This is a genomic window from Sphingomonas sp. GW821-FHT02B09 (assembly GCF_059421875.1).
In genome coordinates, this window is the sequence record NZ_JBWKVV010000001.1 from 1,111,684 (window position 1) to 1,127,946 (window position 16,263).

The 16,263-nt window shown below is 69.4% G+C and carries 13 protein-coding genes; 6 read left to right on the forward strand and 7 right to left on the reverse strand.

All coding sequences use genetic code 11. The features are described from left to right. Position 1: 1 nt before the first annotated feature. The 5 genes from AC07U4_RS05130 to AC07U4_RS05150 all read right to left on the reverse strand — a co-directional run bounded on the left by AC07U4_RS05130 (position 2) and on the right by AC07U4_RS05150 (position 8,659). Positions 2 to 2,482 carry a glycoside hydrolase family 9 protein gene (locus AC07U4_RS05130; RefSeq protein ID WP_495195015.1) on the reverse strand — a complete coding sequence of 827 codons (2,481 nt, stop codon included), beginning with the start codon at positions 2,480 to 2,482 and terminating at the stop codon, positions 2 to 4. A 251-nt stretch (positions 2,483 to 2,733) separates the two neighbouring features. Then, positions 2,734 to 4,131, reverse strand: a complete 1,398-nt coding sequence (locus AC07U4_RS05135) for an efflux transporter outer membrane subunit (RefSeq protein ID WP_495194657.1) — start codon at positions 4,129 to 4,131, stop codon at positions 2,734 to 2,736. After that, entirely contained in the window at positions 4,118 to 5,293 is a 1,176-nt protein-coding gene (locus AC07U4_RS05140) for an efflux RND transporter periplasmic adaptor subunit (RefSeq protein ID WP_495194658.1), read from the reverse strand. The genes AC07U4_RS05135 and AC07U4_RS05140 overlap by 14 nt, the downstream gene beginning before the upstream one ends. Then, positions 5,286 to 8,486 carry an efflux RND transporter permease subunit gene (locus AC07U4_RS05145; protein WP_495194659.1) on the reverse strand — a complete coding sequence of 1,067 codons (3,201 nt, stop codon included), beginning with the start codon at positions 8,484 to 8,486 and terminating at the stop codon, positions 5,286 to 5,288. Before AC07U4_RS05145 ends, AC07U4_RS05140 begins: the two co-directional genes overlap by 8 nt. Beyond that, a complete protein-coding gene (locus AC07U4_RS05150; protein ID WP_171009295.1) occupies positions 8,483 to 8,659 on the reverse strand; it encodes a hypothetical protein in 177 nt (58 codons plus the stop codon). The genes AC07U4_RS05145 and AC07U4_RS05150 overlap by 4 nt, the downstream gene beginning before the upstream one ends. Between AC07U4_RS05150 and AC07U4_RS05155 the strand changes: the two genes are divergently transcribed. Next, entirely contained in the window at positions 8,658 to 9,572 is a 915-nt protein-coding gene (locus AC07U4_RS05155; protein WP_038660543.1) for a LysR substrate-binding domain-containing protein, read from the forward strand. The two genes, AC07U4_RS05150 and AC07U4_RS05155, sit on opposite strands and share 2 nt — an antisense overlap. On the opposite strand, the gene AC07U4_RS05160 is transcribed toward AC07U4_RS05155, so the two are convergent. Both AC07U4_RS05160 and AC07U4_RS05165 read right to left on the reverse strand, forming a co-directional pair. Further along, on the reverse strand, positions 9,554 to 10,621 hold the full coding sequence (locus AC07U4_RS05160; protein ID WP_495194660.1) for an NAD(P)H-dependent flavin oxidoreductase: 1,068 nt from the start codon (positions 10,619 to 10,621) through the stop codon (positions 9,554 to 9,556). The genes AC07U4_RS05155 and AC07U4_RS05160 overlap by 19 nt on opposite strands. A gap of 12 nt (positions 10,622 to 10,633) precedes the next feature. Next, on the reverse strand, positions 10,634 to 11,719 hold the full coding sequence (locus AC07U4_RS05165) for a Gfo/Idh/MocA family protein (protein WP_495194661.1): 1,086 nt from the start codon (positions 11,717 to 11,719) through the stop codon (positions 10,634 to 10,636). 30 nt (positions 11,720 to 11,749) lie between these two features. Here AC07U4_RS05165 and AC07U4_RS05170 point away from each other — a divergent pair, with 30 nt between their 5' ends. The 5 genes from AC07U4_RS05170 (at position 11,750) to rpsI (ending at position 16,255) form a co-directional block, all read left to right on the forward strand. Further along, the gene (locus AC07U4_RS05170) at positions 11,750 to 12,646 is read left to right on the forward strand and encodes an aldo/keto reductase (RefSeq protein ID WP_495194662.1); all 897 of its coding nucleotides are present in this window, start codon (positions 11,750 to 11,752) and stop codon (positions 12,644 to 12,646) included. Next, the gene (locus AC07U4_RS05175; protein WP_495194663.1) at positions 12,643 to 13,734 is read left to right on the forward strand and encodes an LLM class flavin-dependent oxidoreductase; all 1,092 of its coding nucleotides are present in this window, start codon (positions 12,643 to 12,645) and stop codon (positions 13,732 to 13,734) included. Before AC07U4_RS05170 ends, AC07U4_RS05175 begins: the two co-directional genes overlap by 4 nt. Before the next feature lie 317 nt (positions 13,735 to 14,051). Beyond that, positions 14,052 to 15,089, forward strand: a complete 1,038-nt coding sequence (locus AC07U4_RS05180; protein ID WP_495194664.1) for a COX15/CtaA family protein — start codon at positions 14,052 to 14,054, stop codon at positions 15,087 to 15,089. A 138-nt stretch (positions 15,090 to 15,227) separates the two neighbouring features. After that, on the forward strand, positions 15,228 to 15,707 hold the full coding sequence (gene rplM / locus AC07U4_RS05185) for a 50S ribosomal protein L13 (RefSeq protein ID WP_038660554.1): 480 nt from the start codon (positions 15,228 to 15,230) through the stop codon (positions 15,705 to 15,707). Next, complete coding sequence (rpsI, locus tag AC07U4_RS05190; protein WP_038660557.1) at positions 15,707 to 16,255, forward strand: 30S ribosomal protein S9; 549 nt, start codon at positions 15,707 to 15,709, stop codon at positions 16,253 to 16,255. The genes rplM and rpsI overlap by 1 nt, the downstream gene beginning before the upstream one ends. Positions 16,256 to 16,263: the final 8 nt, after the last annotated feature.

Here is a 16,263-nt window from a genome sequence, read left to right on the forward strand (position 1 = left end):
CTCACTGCGTCTCGCCGGCGACCGCCATCGCCGCGCGCGCGGCGAGGATGTAGGCGGAGGTGGTGCTGACGGTATATTCGTTCTCGAACCACAGGAACGGCCAGTCGACCTTCGCCTCGGGATAGTCGGGTTTGACGATCAGCACGCCCGGCACCATCCCGCCGGGGATGAAGCTATAGTCGGCGCGATTGTGGCCATAGCCGATCAGCTTCGACGCAGTGCCGACGGTCGAGACCAGCGACAGGTTGTTGGCCGGATGCCGCCCGAGCACGTAATCGATCGCATTCAGCGTGTAGGCGGTGCCGACGATCTCGGGGAACGCCTTGTGCAACAGGTACATGGTCGTGCCGAAGCTGACCACCTGGTTGGAGCCCGCCCAGGTGCCGTCGGCGATCGGCACGCCGAACGGATTGTTGGTCATGCCGCCGTCCGCCTTGGCCTTCATGTCCTGCACCAGCGGCACGAGGGCGGCGCGATAGTCCGCGCCCATCAGCGGAATGGCGCGCACCGCGGCACCGGCAAGCCACGGGAAGTTCTGCCGGATCACCGGCTGCAACTGGCGCAGCCGGTCGGCATAGACGCGATCGCCGCGGCTGGTCAGCAGCAGCTCGACGGTGGCAACGACGTTCGCGGCCTCGGCCGAACGTGGCGACGACGAATCGTCGCGCCCGTCGCCGGCCTTGACCACCCCGCCCTGCTGCTTGCTCCACAACGCCTTGGCCGCGGCGAGCGCCTCCGCCGCCATCTTCGGATCGCTCGCGGCCAGCGCCCGGCTGGCAGCGGCGAGCGCGCCGGCCACCGCGAGGTTGTTGGCAGGCAGATCGGTGGTGAACGCCCAGCGATCGTCGGGCGTCCCCGACGCACCGCCCTTGATCTCCTCCGCGCCGAGCTTGGCGTCGTAGAGGTGATTGTCGGTCTGCGATCCGGCATCGCCGAGATGCGCATATTGGCGCAGCGCCGGATCGACGATGCCGACGATCGCGTGGCCGAACACCTTGTATTGCGCGAGCAATTGCAGCGTGCCGTGACGGATCTGCTGCACCGCGTCCTCGACGCCGTCGGGCTTGCGGATCTCGACCTTGCGCGCCGCCTCGTCGATGCTCGTCTCGTCCCAATCGAGGCCGAACAATTCGCGGGCCCAGACCAAGTCGCGCGTCACCGCCGCATTCTCCGGCGTCTGGATGTCGTAATCGCCGGCATCCTGCCAGCCGCCGACGGCGAGACCGGGAATGTGCTGGCCGGCCTTGAACGGTGAGTCGAGGTTCGCCCCCATCTTGTAACCGTCGAAATGGGTGATGTTCGGCGGCGCCTGCCGTGCGTCGTCGAGATGCGAGGGCGCCGACCAGACGCGATATTGCTCGCGGATGCCGACGTGATCCATCTGTTCGGCGATGAACGTGTCGAGCGAGGTCTGCCAGATCCGCTGATAGGCGTCGGCGGCGATGCGGAACGGGTTGGTCGTCTGCCCGGCATAGCTGATCGCATACAGGCCGGGCTCGCGCACCGACGAGAAGTCGAAGGCGGCATAATCGTAGCGCGTCCAGTGGCCGCGCGACTGCACCTTGGCGCGGAACACCGATTGCTTACCACCGTCCGCGGTGAGCCGGACCAGTTCCGCCTCGCCCGGCGCCTTGAAATTGGGATCGAGCTCGATCAGCGCGACCTTGGGCCGCCCCGGCGTGTAGCCGGCCTGGTTGAACGAGACGACCGGCTGGCGCGTCCAGTTCTTCACCACGTTCGGCCGGACGTGCCAGACGATCGCATTCTCCTTCGCGCCGGCGGCGATCAGCGAACGGACGACGAACCAGCCGTTCTGCGCGCGCGCGCGGGCGTCGTACAGATCGATCGGCCCGGTGTCGGAGGTGATGCTGACCCGCGTCAGCGGGTCCTCGGGTGCGAGCGTGATCGTCTTGGTAGCGCTCCCGAGCGGCAGCGGATCGCCGGATCCGTCCTTGGCCATCGGCCCCGTCGGATGGCGCGGGAACAGCCCCGGCGCGGCATCGACGAGATAGGTCTTGCCGAAATAGGCGGTCGGCAGGAAATCGAGATTGAACCCCGCCTTGCCGGCGAGACTGGCCGGCAGTGGCTGGTCGAGATCGACCGCGATGCGGAAGCCGCCGGGTTCGGCGGTGACCTTGACGCTATAGGACAGCTTCTGCTGCGTGTAGGCGGAGCGCACGACCAACTGATTGGGTTCGCTGCCGCGCGTCCGGCCGACGAAGGCGGGGACCGGCGCCCATTGCTCGGGCGTACGGTCGAGCCGCACGGCGCCGTCGGTGGCGATCCGCTCGCCATGCAGCACCATCTGGATGCCGGCGTTCTTCTCGTCGAAGAAGATCGGGCTGAAGTGGTTCTGGTCGACGATGACCGTCAGCCCCTGCGTCTCCAGCGTCTCCGACGGCGTGACGGTAAGCGATTGCGCGTGGACCGCGCCGGCAATGACGCCGATGCTCACCGAACCGAGCAAGGCATTCCAGATCATTCGTGCCACAAGCATCCCTCCAGATGTCGAGCCGGTCTTGCGCCGGCAGATCGTTATGTCCTTGTTTTCACAGACCTATCGATAGCGCTACCATCCGGCAATGCGGCGATTGAGAAAAACATCGGTGCGGAGCGAATCGACGGCGTGGCGGCTCGGCGTGGCGGCCCGGTTCGGAGTTCAAGGCGATCCGCGATGCGAGTGCAACGGAGCGCCGGGGCGATGGGGCGGAGCGATAGGTCGGTCGGTCCGGGTCAATATGCGCCGCCAAGCGCGCGGATCGTGTCGGTCGCGGTCTGCAACTGGCGGCTGCGCAGGTCGAGCAGCGCGCGCTGCGCGTCGAGCGCGGCGGTCTGCGCGGTGACGACGTCGAGATAGTCCGCGGCACCGTCGCGATAGCGCGTCAGCGCGAGATCGCGGGTGCGCGCCGCGGCGTCGGCCGCGACATGCTGATCCTTCTCCTGCGCGGCGAGCAGGCGCTGTGCGGACAGGTCGTCCTCGACCTCGCGGAACGCATCGAGCACGGTCTGGCGATAGGTCGCGACGGTCTCATCATAGTCGGCGCGGGCGATGTGGACGCCCGCCCGCCGCCGGTCGCCGTCGAACACCGCCAGCGCCGCCGACACCGGGCCGAGCGCCCAGAAGGTGTTGGAGGCGCTGAACAAGGCGCCGGTCGCCGCCTGGAAGCCGCCCGACGCGCCGAGCGTCAGCGACGGGAACAGCGCCGCGCGGGCGACGCCGATCCGCGCATTGGCGGCGGCGACGCGGCGTTCGGCCGCGGCGATATCGGGGCGGCGCTCGACCAACGTCGAAGGCAGGCCGGCGGGGATCGCGGGCGGCGCGAGCTGGCGGTCGACCACCGCGATCGTTACCTCGGCGGGCGGGCGGCCGATGAGGACGGCGATCGCATGCTCGTCGCGCTGGCGGGCGATCGCCACCGACGACAATTCCGCCCGCGCGCTCGACAATTGGCTCTGCGCGCGGCTGACGTCGATGCCCGAGGCGATGCCGCCGCTGTGGCGCGTGTCGGTGAGGCGGAAGGCGCGCTCGAACGCGGTCACCGTCTCGCGCAACAGCACGATCCGCGCGTCGAGCCCACGCATGTCGAAATAGGCGGTGGCGAGCTGCGCCTGCAAGCCGAGCCGCAGCCCGGCGACATCGGCCTCGCTGGCCTGCGCGGCGGCGGTGCTGGCGCGGATCGAATTGCGCACCCGGCCGAACAGATCGACCTCGTACTCGAGCGACGGGCCGACCGTTGCCACCGTATAGGTCGCGGCGGAATCGGTGGGCGACAGCGGCCGTCCCGCCGAGACGCGCTGGCGCCCCGCCGACGCTCCGACGCCGATCTCGGGATACAGATCGGACCGGGCCTGACGGACCAGCCCGCGCGCCTGGTCGTAGCGCGCCGTGGCGGCGGCGAGATCGAAATTGCCCCCCGCGACCTGCTCTTCGAGGCCGTCGAGCGTCGCATCGCCGAACGCCTGCCACCATTTGCCCGCGGGCGGCACCGCGGTGCCCGCCGTCTGCCAGCCCGCCGCTTCCTTGAACGCGGGCGGCGTCGACGCGGTCGGCCGGCGATAGTCGGGCGCCGTCGAACAGGCGGCGATCGCCAGCGCGGCGACGGTGGCGAGCAGGCTCCTAGTGTTTGGCATCGACCGTCGCCTTGGCTGTCCCCGTCACGCGTACCGGATCACCCTCGGCGAGCGAATCGGGCGGGTTGTCGATCACGTCGTCGCCACGGTTCAGCCCGGCGCTGACCTCGACCGTCGCGCCACGATCCTGACCGATCGTGATCGTGCGCAGATGCGCGCGACGGTCGGCACCGACGATCGCGACCTGCGTGCCCTTCTGGCCGATGATCAGCGCACTTGCCGGCAGCGTCAGCGCATTGCCGCCGCTCGCCAGCGGGAAGCTCGCCTGCGCATAGGCGCCGGGCTTGAGCGCGCGGTCGGGATTGGCCGCCTGCACCTCGACCAGCACCGTCCCCGACGCGGGATCGACCGCATCCGCGGTGCGCGTCAGCTCGGCGTCGAAGCGGCGGCCGGGATATTCGGGCAGCGCCAGCGTGACGTGCTGGCCGCGATGGACCTGCGCCGAATAGCTTTGCGGCACGCGGACATAGGCGCGGATGCGGCTGACGTCGGCGACGGTGAACAGCGGCGTCGATCCCGCGGTGCCGGCGGTGACCAAGGCGCCGACATCGGTGGCGCGGCTCGTCACCACCCCTGCGAAGGGCGCGACCAGCCGCATGAACCCCTGGGTGAAGCGCAGCCGCGACACGTCGGCGCGCGCCGCCTCGGCGACCGCGGTCTTGGCGGCGAGATCGCCGATCTTCTCGTCTGTCTCCTGTTTCGACACCGCATCCTCGGCGAGCATCGTCCGCCAGCGCGTCGCGGTGGAGGCGGCGAGCTGGCGATTGGCCTGTGCGGTCTGCAGATTGGCGCGCGCCGCGGCGAGCTGCTGGTCGACCTCGGGCGCGTCGAGCACCGCGAGCACCTGCCCGGCGCGTACGGGATCGCCGATATCGACGTACCAGCGCCGGACGTAGCCGCTGGTCCGGGCGAAGATCGGCGCGCTGTTGAGCGCCTGCAACGCCGCCGGCAGCGACAGATTGCCCTGCGTCGTCGCCGCCGCCGGATGCAGCACGGTGACCGCCGGCGTCGATTGCGCGTCGGTCCAGCTCGCGAGCCGATGCTCCGCGCGCGAGCGGATCGCGATGCCGGCCCCGGCGACGCCGACCGCGAGCAACGCCGCGCCGATCACGATCGGGCGCAGCGGCTTGCCGGTGCGCTGCACGGCCTCCTGCTCAGCCATGGACTTCCTCCAGACGATTTGCCTCGGGTGCGGCGACCGCGGCGCGGCGGCGGTGCACGAGGCTGAAGATGACGGGTACGAACAACAAGGTGGCGAAGGTCGCGACGACCAGCCCGCCGATCACCGCGCGGCCGAGCGGCGCATTCTGCTCGCCGCCCTCGCCCAGCCCCAGCGCCATCGGCAGCATGCCGATGATCATCGCCAGCGCGGTCATCAGCACCGGGCGAAAGCGGGTCATCCCCGCCTCCAGCGCCGCTGCGGTCGCATCGCCGAGGTCCGCCAGCCGTTCGCGCGCAAAGCTGACGACGAGGATCGCATTGGCGGTGGCGACGCCCATGCACATGATCGCGCCGGTCAGCGCCGGCACCGACAGCGTCGTGCCGGTGACGAACAGCATCCACACGATCCCGGCAAGCGCGCCGGGCAGCGCGGTGATGATCACGAACGGGTCGAGCCAGCTCTGGAAATTGACGACGATCAGCAGGTAGATCAGCAGCACCGCGCCGATCAGCCCGAAGCCGAGGCCGGAGAAGGCGCTGTTCATCGTCGCATATCGGCCGCGCAGCGTCACCGTCGCGCCCTTGGGCGCCTGATCCTTGAGCGCGGCGAGGACCGCGTTGATATCGCCCGACACCGCGCCGAGATCGCGGTCGTTGGGGGTCGCGAAGATGTCGACGACCGGCGCGATATTGTAATGCGAGATCACCGCCGCGGCGGTGCTGCGCCGGATCGTGCCCAGCCCGCCGAGCACCTGCGCCGGCCCCGTGCTGCCCGACACCGGGATGTTCGACAGATCGTCGATCGAGCCGACGCGATATTCCGGTGCCTGCGCGACGACCGGATAGGACACGCCGTTTTCCAGGTTCAGGAAGAACACCGGCGCGGTCTGCGACGTGCCGGCGAGCGAATTGGCGACGCTGGTGGTGACGTCGCGCTCGGTCAGCCCGTATTGGCCGATGCGGCTGCGATCGACCGCGACGTCGAGCTGCGGATAGCGCGCCGATTGCTGGATGCGCGCGTCGGCGACGCCGGGGATCGCCTGGATGCGGCGCAGGATCAGCCGCGCATAAGCGGCATTGGCCGCGGCATCCTTGCCCGCCACCTGGATATCGATCGGCGCGGGCGCGCCGAAGTTGAGGATCTGGCTGGTGATGTCGGCGGGCAGGAACGAGAAGGTCGCGCCCGGAAAGTCGCGCGGCAGTTGCTCGCGCAGCGTGCGGACGTAATCGGCGGTCGGCGCGTGATCCTCGGCGAGCTGGATCAATATGTCGCCGTCCTGCGGCCCGACCGTACCCGAATTGTTGTAGGTCGTGTTGATCGAGCTGACCGGCAGGCCGATGTTGTCGACCACCGAGACGAGCTCGTTCGCCGGGATGATCTGGCGGATGCGGCGCGCGATCCGGTCGAATTGCGCCGACGTATCCTCGATACGGCTGCCGACCGGCGCACGGACGTGCAGCGCCATCTGGCCGGCATCGACCGCCGGGAAGAAGTTCTGGCCGAGGAACGGCACCAGCAGGAACGACAGCAAGGTCACCGCGAGGAAGCCGATCACGAACGGCCGCGGCGTCGCCAATGCGCGTTCGAGCAGCCCGCCGTAGCGCGTGCGGATCGCCTCGAACCGCGTCTCGAAACCGCGCTGGATGCGGACCAGCGGATTGCGCGACTGCGGCGTGCCGGCGCTATGCTGGTCGTGATCGTCGCCGGCGCCGTGCGGGCGGAGCAGGTACATCGCCATCGTCGGCACCAAGGTGCGCGACAGGATGAAGCTGGCGATCATCGCGAACACCACCGCCAGCGCCAGCGGCACGAACAGGAAGCCGGCGACCCCCGGCAGGAAGAACATCGGCACGAAGACGATGCAGATGCAAAGCAGGGAAACGAAGGCGGGCGTGACGATCTGCGCGGCGCCGTCGAGTATCGCGGTCCGCACCGGCTTGCCCTGTTCGAGATGCCAGTTGATGTTCTCGATCGTCACCGTCGCATCGTCGACGAGGATGCCGACCGCGAGGCTGAGGCCGCCCAGCGTCATCGTGTTGAGCGTGTTGCCGGTGATCGCCAGGCCGATGATCGCGGCGAGGATCGCCAGCGGGATCGAGATCGCGATGATGACGGTCGAGCGCCACGAGCCGAGGAACAGCAGGATCATCAGGCTGGTCAGCGCCGCGGCGATCGCGCCTTCCTTGACCACGCCCTCCACCGCCGCCTTCACGAACAGCGACTGGTCGCCGATCGGCACGATCTTGAGCCCGGGCGGCAGCGTCTCCTCCAGCTTGGGCAGCGCGTCCTTGATCCCCTGCACGATCGCCAGCGTCGAGGTCGCGCCGTTCTTCAGCACGGTCATGATGACGGAGCGCGCGCCGTCGACGTGGACGACGTTGGTCTGCGGCGCGGAGCCGTCGCGAACGTGCGCGACGTCACGCATGTAGATGGTCGCGCCGCCGACGACCTTGATCGGCAGGTTGTTCAGTTCCTCGACGCTGCCCGGCGCGTTGTTGAGCCGCACCGCATATTGGAAGCCGCCGATCTTGGCGAAGCCCGCCGGGTTGATCTGGTTCTGCGCGGCGATGGCATTGCCGACGTCCTGCGCCGACAGCCCCTTCGACTGCAACGCCTGCGGATCGATGTCGATCTGGATCTGCCGCTGCCGCCCGCCAGACGGATAGGGGATCGCTGCGCCCGGCACCGTCACCAGGCCGGGGCGGATCTGGTTGCTGGCCAGATCGAACATCTGCCCCTCCGACAGGCCCTTGCCCGAGAGCGCGAGCTGGACGATCGGCACGGTCGAGGCGCTGTAGTTGAGCACCAGAGGCGGGGTAATGCCGGGCGGGAGCTGCTTGAGCACGGTCTGCGAGACCGAGGTCACCTGCGCGGTGGCGGTGCGGATGTCGGCGCCGGGCTGGAAATAGATCTTCACCACGCCGATGCCGGGCAGCGACTGGCTTTCGATATGATCGATGCCGTTGACCGTGGTGGTCAGCACGCGTTCGAACGGGGTGATGATCCGTCCCGACATCTCGTCCGGCGACAGGCCGCTATATTGCCACGCGGTGGCGATCACCGGCACGCGAATGTCGGGGAAGATGTCGACCGGGGTGCGCAGCGCGGCGAGCACGCCGACGATGCCGATCACGATCGCCATCACCACGAAGGTGAGCGGGCGCGCCAGCGCGGTGCGGACGAGACCGATCATGGCCGACCCTGCGCCGGGGCGGCGGGCATTCTCAACGCAGCGTGGGACACGACCTGCTCCATCGGCTTCGAACCGCAGCGCAACCCTTGCTGCACCGCAGCGATTGCGCGGTTAACCATGCGCTTGTCCAATATCGGTTTACGCCGGATCGAGACGTAGTAGATATGGATCATGGAACTTCGCCATCTCCGATATTTCATCCAGGTCGCCTCCGATCTGCATTTCGCGCGGGCGGCGACGCGGCTCGGCATCTCGCAGCCGCCGCTCAGCCAGCAGATCCGCCAGCTCGAAGAAGAGATCGGCGTGCGATTGTTCGAACGGACCAGCCGCCGCGTCGCGCTGACCCCCGCGGGCACATTGTTCCTCGACGCCGCGCGCGAGACGATCCGCCAGGCCGATCGCGCGGTGGAGATCGCCCGCCGGGCGGCGCGGGGCGACATCGGCGCGCTGAGCATCGGCTTCAATCCGTCGGCACCGTTCATTCCGCCGGTCGCGCTGGCGATCAACGCCTACCGCCGCACCTATCCCGACGTGCAATTGTCGCTGACCGAGATGGGCGCGCCCGACCAGATCACCGCGGTGGAGAGCCGCGCGCTCGACATCGGCTTCGTCCGCCACTTCGGGCCGCCGGCGCTGCCCGAGGGGGTCGCCGCGACGCGGCTGCTCAGCGAGGGCCTGTTCGTCGCGATGCGCGCCGATCACCCGCTCGCGACGCGCAGTGCGCTGCGGCTGGCGGATATCGCCGGTGAGCCGATGGTCGTCTACGGTCGCGACCGCAGCGGCTGTTTCAGCGACCGCATCTTCGCGATGATCCGCGAGGGCGGCGGCGAGCCGGTGGTCGCGCAGCGCGTCGGCGAAGCCTCGACCCTGCTCGGCCTCGTCGCCGCGGGGGTCGGTGTGACGATCGTCGCCGCGTCGCTGTGCGCCTTGCAGTCGACCGGCCTCACCTATCTGCCGCTGCTCGACCCGCAGGCGCGCACCGACATGTGGCTGATCCACCACCGCCAATCCGCCACTTTGCCCTGCCGCCATTTCATCGCGATCGTCGAGGAAGGCCTCGCCGCGGATCACGCCGTCGCGGCATAATCCGCGCGGCACGCCTGCAATTCCGCCCGCAGCGTGGCGACCAGCGCCGCCGCCGGCATCGGCCGTGCCAGCGGCGCCCCCTGCCCGGCCCATTGCGCGCCGAAGCCGTGCTCGCTGCGCGCCCGCGCCGCGGCATGCAGCGCCTTTCCGGCATCATAGGCGATGGGATAATCGGGCGGCCGCCGATCGGTGACGAGCGCGGTGAAGCGATTGGCCAGCGCCCGCGCCGGCCGCCCCGAGACCGCCGCGGTCATCCGCGTGTGATAGGCCCCCGGCCCCGCCAGCGCCGCCCGATAGGCATCGTCCGCCGCCGATTCAGGGCATCCGACGAACGCGGTCCCGAGTTGCGCCGCGACCGCACCGAGATCGAGCGCCGCGGCGATCCCGGCGCCGTCCATGATCCCGCCCGCCGCGATCACCGGCAAACGCGTCTCGCGCACCAGCAGCCGGGTCAGCGCGACCGTGCCGAGTTCATCGTCGGGCGCCGCGGGGTCGAAGATGCCGCGATGCCCGCCGGCCTCGATCCCCTGTGCGACGACGGCGTCGATCCCCGCCGTCTCGATCGCCCGCGCCTCGGCGAGGCTCGTCGCGGTCGCGAGCAGCACGATCTCCCGCCCCCGCAATGCGGCGATCGTCTCCGGCGAAGGCAGGCCGAAGTGGAAGCTGACCACCGGCGGCGCCACCTCCAGCAGCATCGCCAGCATCTCGGGATCGTCCGCGAAGCTGCGATAGATCGTCCGCAGCGTCGCCGGCGGCGTCGCGCCGAATTCGGCGAAAAAAGGCGCGAGCGCCGCCAGCCACGCCGCCTCGCGCGGCTGATCGGCCCGCGGCGTGCGATGGACGAACAGATTGACGTTGAACGGCCGCCCGGTCGCTGCCCGCACCGCCGCGATCATCGCGCGCGCGCCCGCGGCATCGGTCGCGCCGACGCCGATCGAGCCCATCGCCCCCGCCTCGCACACCGCCGCGGCCAGTGCCGGCGTCGACACGCCCGCCATCGGCGCCTGGATCAGCGGCACCGAACATCCGAACCGATCGAACCACGTCATGCCCGCCTCCCGTCACGCGATCTCGGCCATCTCCACCACGCGATGCTCGCGCGCGCTGATCTCGGCCGCGGTGCCGATCGCGACCGCGCGGAGGCCGTCCTCGGCGCTCACCAGCACCGGCCCCTCGCCGCGCACCGCCGCGGCGAAGGCGAGATGCTGGTAATAGGTCGCGCCCTCGTGCGATCCGGCGGCGCGCGCGGTCGGGTCGACCGCAATCCGCGTCCGCTCGACCCGCTTCGGGTTGCCGAAGCCGACGCGCGGCGAGAACACCAGCTCGCCCGGCGGGATCAGCACGTCGAGACGCGCGGCGTCGCCGGTCGCGCTCATCTCTTCCTGATGCTCGGCGCCGTCGGCGAACATCGACAGATCGAGCATCGCGCGCACGCCATTGGCGAAATCGACAGTCGTGAAGCTGTTGTCGATGATGTCGGGCGCCTCGCCGGCATAACGTTCGTCCCGGTGGTTGACGTCCATCGCGCCCGAACAATGGACACGCACCGCCTCCGCGCCGACGATCAGCCGCATCAGGTCGAAGAAATGGCAGCATTTCTCGACCATCGTGCCACCGGTGTTGCGCGCGAAGCGGTTCCAGTCGCCGACCTTGGGCAGGAAGGGAAAGCGGTGCTCGCGGATCGACAGCATGCGCAGCCGGCCGACGCGGCCGGCATGGATCTGGTCGATGAACGCGGCGGCCGGCGGCATGAAGCGATATTCCATCCCCGTCCAGAACGGCCGCGCGCGTCCCGCCGCCTGCGCGACGATCCAGCGCGCGTCGGCGATCGTCGTCGCCAGCGGCTTCTCGCACAGGATCGCCGCATCCATGCCGAACAACGGCTCCAGCACGGCGCGGTGGGTGTGATTGGGCGCGGCGACGACGATCGCGTCGACCGTCGCCTCGCGCGCGAACACGGCGACATCGTCATAGGCGGCGACACCGGCGGCGTGTTCGCCGAGTGCGTCGCGCGCCCAGCCGAGCGAGGTCGCCACCGGATCGACGATCGCCACCACCTCCGCGCCGGGAACGAGCGCGATGTTGCGCAGATGCTCGACGCCCATCATCCCCGTGCCGACCACGGCGTATCTGATCGCGGCTACCATCGCTTGCCTCCCTATGCCATGTCGCCGGTCATGACGACGCTGCGCCTTTCAAGCCAACCCCGCCCGCTCGGCAAGAGCGATATCCTCGTTTCGCCGATAGCCTGGGGCATGTGGCGGCTGGCCGGAGACGACCTTGCCGCGGTACGGGCGCGGATCGACGCCGCGCTCGAAGCTGGGATCACCCTGTTCGACACCGCCGACATCTATGGCGCCGACCAGCCCGCCGGCTTCGGCTCGGCCGAGACGCTGTTCGGCCGCGCGCTCGCCGAGGCGCCAGCCCTGCGCGACACGATGGTGATCGCGACCAAAAGCGGCATCCGCCCCGGCATTCCCTATAACAGCAGCGCGCCCTATCTGGCCGCCGCGCTCGACGACTCGCTCGCGCGGATGCGGATTGACCACGTCGATCTCTACCAGATCCACCGGCGCGACCTGCTCACCCACCCGCAGGAGGTAGCGGCGGCGCTCGACCGGATGGTCGACGCCGGCAAGGTCCGCGCGATCGGCGTCTCCAACCACAGCCCTGCCGAAGTCGATACGCTGCAAGCTTTCCTCGGCCGGCCGATCGTCAGCGTCCAGCCCGAATTCTCGCCCCTGCACGTCGCGCCGCTGTTCGACGGCACGCTCGACCAGGCGATGCGGCACGATCTGGCAATGCTCGCCTGGTCGCCGCTCGGCGGCGGCCGGCTCGCCGACGGCAGCCATCCCGCGGCACAGGTGCTGGCGGCGCACGGCGCGCAGTTCGGGGTCGACGCCGCGACGACCGCACTCGCCTGGGCGATGGCGCATCCGGCGCGGATCATCCCGATCGTCGGTTCGCAGACGCCGGTGCGCATCCGTGCCTCCGCCGACGCCTATAAGGTCGAATGGACGCGCGCCGCCTGGTACGACGTGTTGCAGGCCGGCATGGCGGAGCGTCTGCCATGACCGCGCGCGGCCCCTGCGAGATCAGCTGGTTCTCGGCCTTGTGCGACGACGATTACGAATTCCTCGGCGTCCCCGATCCCCGGCTGCAATCGAGCTTCGACCATTGCCGCGACATCGTGTTGCAGGCGGAGAGCGGCGGCTTCGACAACGTGCTGCTGCCGTCGGGTTATGCGCTCGGCATCGACACCACCGCCTTCGCCGCGGCGATGGCGCCGCTGCTCCGGCGGATGCGGATGCTGATGGCGGTGCGGATCGGCGAAAGCTGGCCGCCGCAGCTCGCCCGCCAGATCGCGACGATCGACCAAATGCTCGGCGCCGGCGCCGGCGGGCTCGCGCGGCTGGCGATCAACATCATCTCCAGCGACCTGCCCGGCGAGACGCTGGCGAGCGGCCCGCGCTACGCCCGCACGCTGGAGGCGATGACCATCCTGCGCACCCTGCTCGACGGCAAGCCGCTCGATCATCAGGGCGAATTCTGGCAGCTCAGGATCGATCCGCCGCGGATCGGCACGGTCTCGGGCCGCTGCCCGCCGCTCTATTTCGGCGGCCTGTCGGAGGCGGCGCGCGAGGCGGCGGCGCAGGGCTGCGACGTCTATCTGATGTGGCCCGACACGATGGACGGCGTCCGCGCGATCGTCGCCGACCTCCGCGCGCGGGCCGAGCGGCATGGCCGCACCCTGCGCTTCGGCTATCGCGTCCACGTCGTCGTCCGCGAAACCGAGGCGGAGGCGCGCGCCGCCGCCGACCGCTTGCTGTCGAAGCTCGACGACGACACCGGCGCGGCGATCCGCGCCCGCTCGCTCGATTCGCAATCGGCCGGCGTCCGCCGCCAGGCCGAGCTGCGCGAGGAAGCGGTGCGGCAGGACGGCTATGCCGAGGCCAATCTGTGGACCGGCATCGGCCGCGCCCGATCGGGCTGCGGCGCGGCGATCGTCGGCGACCCCGACCAGGTGCTCGCCAAGCTGGCGGCCTATCGCGACGCGGGGATCGATGCCTTCATCCTGTCGGGCTACCCGCGTGCCGCCGAAGCCGACCTGTTCGCCCGCCACGTCCTCCCCCGCATCGACCACGCGCCATTGGTGGTGTGAGGGCGATCGATCCGGCGCGGCTACTGCCCCCATCGGATCAACCGGCATTCTTTCAAAGTCCTCCCCCGCCAGGGGGAGGTGGCGCGGCGAAGCCGTGACGGAGGGGGGGTAAGCGACCACGTCTGTTTCGTGTCCTCCCCCTCCGTCAGGCCTTCGGCCTGCCACCTCCCCCTGGCGGGGGAGATTTTTCTTTAGCCCCTGAATATCAATCCCCGTTAGCCCTGAGCCTGTCGAAGGGCGGGTGAGTCCCACCGCGCTTCGACAGGCAAGCCCCCAACGCGCTGGCGACGCCCGCGCAAAGCGCGTATGGCGGCGCCATGCTCCAGCCCAGTGCCGCCTTCCTCTCGCGTGCCCGGCCACGCAGCGTCGCGCGGTGGCTGTTCGTCGTCGCCGGTCTCATCGTCGCGATGGTTGTCGTCGGCGGGATCACCCGGCTCACCGAATCGGGCCTGTCGATCACCTCGTGGAAGCCGATCAGCGGCATCGTCCCGCCGCTGACCGAGGCGCAATGGCAGGCCGAATTCGCCGGCTATCGCCGTATCCCCGAATATGCCGCGTTCAACCAGGGGATGACGCTGACTGGCTTCAAACACATTTTCTTCTGGGAATATACACACCGCCTGCTCGGCCGGATCATCGGCCTCGCCTTCGCCGCGCCGCTGCTGTGGTTCGCGATCCGCAAGCAGATCCCGTCCGGCTACGGCTGGCGGCTGGTCGCCTTGCTCGCGCTCGGCGGCTTCCAGGGTGCGATCGGCTGGTGGATGGTCGCCTCCGGCCTGTCGGTGCGCACCGACGTCAGCCACGTGCGGCTCGCCATCCACCTGCTCACCGCGCTCACCATCCTCGCCGGCATCGTCTGGACCGCGCTCGACTTGCTTGCGCTGCATCGCAGCCCCCTCGCCCATCCGGCGCGGCTGACCGGCGTCGCGATCGCCGCGCTGGCGCTGCTCGTCGTCCAGCTCCTCTATGGCGCGTTCACCGCCGGGCTCGACGCCGGCTATGCCTTTGCGAGCTGGCCGCTGATGGGCGATGCGCTGTTCCCCGCCAACGTGCCGATGGTCGATCCCGGCTGGCGGAACGCGGTCGACAATCCGGTGGTCGTGCAGTTCATCCACCGCTGGTGGGCGTTCGTCACCGCCGCCGGACTGGTCTGGCTGGCGGTGCGCGCGACGCGCACCGGCGCGAAGGCGGGCTGGTGGGTCATCGCGCTGGTCGCGTTGCAGATCGTGCTCGGCATCGCGACCCTGCTCAGTGGCGTGCAGATCGACCTCGCCGTCGCGCATCAGGCCAATGCCGCCCTGCTGCTGATCGCCACCGTCTTCGCCGCCTATGCGGTGGGCCGCCAGACCGCCTGAACGAGCCCATGGTATTATTTTACCCGTCAGCAAAGCCGCGCTTTGCTTGACTTTCGGGGGGGCTTCCAGCAGTAGCGCGGTCAATCACGCCGTCCTCCGGGGCGGCGTGCATCGTTTCAAACTGGAAGGTCCAACGCCATGAAGGCGCTCATGAAGACCACCAAGTCGGCCAAGCCGCATGAGGTGGAGAAGAAGTGGCATATCGTCGATGCCGACGGCCTGGTGGTCGGTCGCGCGGCGACGATCATCGCCAACGTCCTGCGCGGCAAGCACAAGACGTCGTTCACCCCGCACGTCGATTGCGGTGACAACGTCATCGTCATCAACGCCGACAAGATCCGCTTCACCGGCAACAAGGCCGCGAAGAAGGTCTATTACAAGCACACCGGCTATGCCGGCGGCATCAAGGGCATCACCGCCGCCAAGGTCCTCGACGGCCGCTTCCCGGAGCGCGTTCTCGAAAAGGCCGTCGAGCGCATGATCCCGCGCGGTCCGCTCGGTCGCGAGCAGATGCGCAACCTGCGCATCTTCAAGGGCAGCGAGCATCCGCACGAAGCTCAGAACCCGGACGTTCTCGACATTGGCGGCATGAACCGCAAGAACAAGGTGGGCGCGTAATGACCGACAATCGCCAGTCGCTTTCCGATCTCGCGTCGCTGACGCAGCAGCCCGCTCCGGCCGCCGCCGGCGCGCCCGCGATCACCACCGACGGTGAGGCGCCCGCCGCCCCGACGCAGGTGCTCCCGGTCACCCCGCTGCGCGAGCAGGTCCTCGACAAATACGGCCGCGCCTATGCGACCGGCCGCCGCAAGGACGCCGTCGCCCGCGTCTGGCTGAAGCCGGGTTCGGGCAAGATCACGATCAACGGTCGCGATCAGGAAGTTTACTTCGCGCGTCCGACGCTGCGTCTCGTCATCAACCAGGTGTTCGGCATCACCGAGCGCGAAGGTCAGTATGACGTGATCTGCACCGTCAAGGGCGGCGGCCTCTCGGGCCAGGCCGGCGCGGTCAAGCACGGCATCAGCCAGGCGCTGACCCGCTTCGAGCCGGTGCTGCGCGCCCCGGTCAAGGCGGCAGGCTTCCTGACCCGCGACAGCCGTACCGTCGAGCGCAAGAAGTACGGCCGTGCGAAGGCACGCCGCAGCTTCCAGTTCTCGAAGCGCTAAGCGGTTCG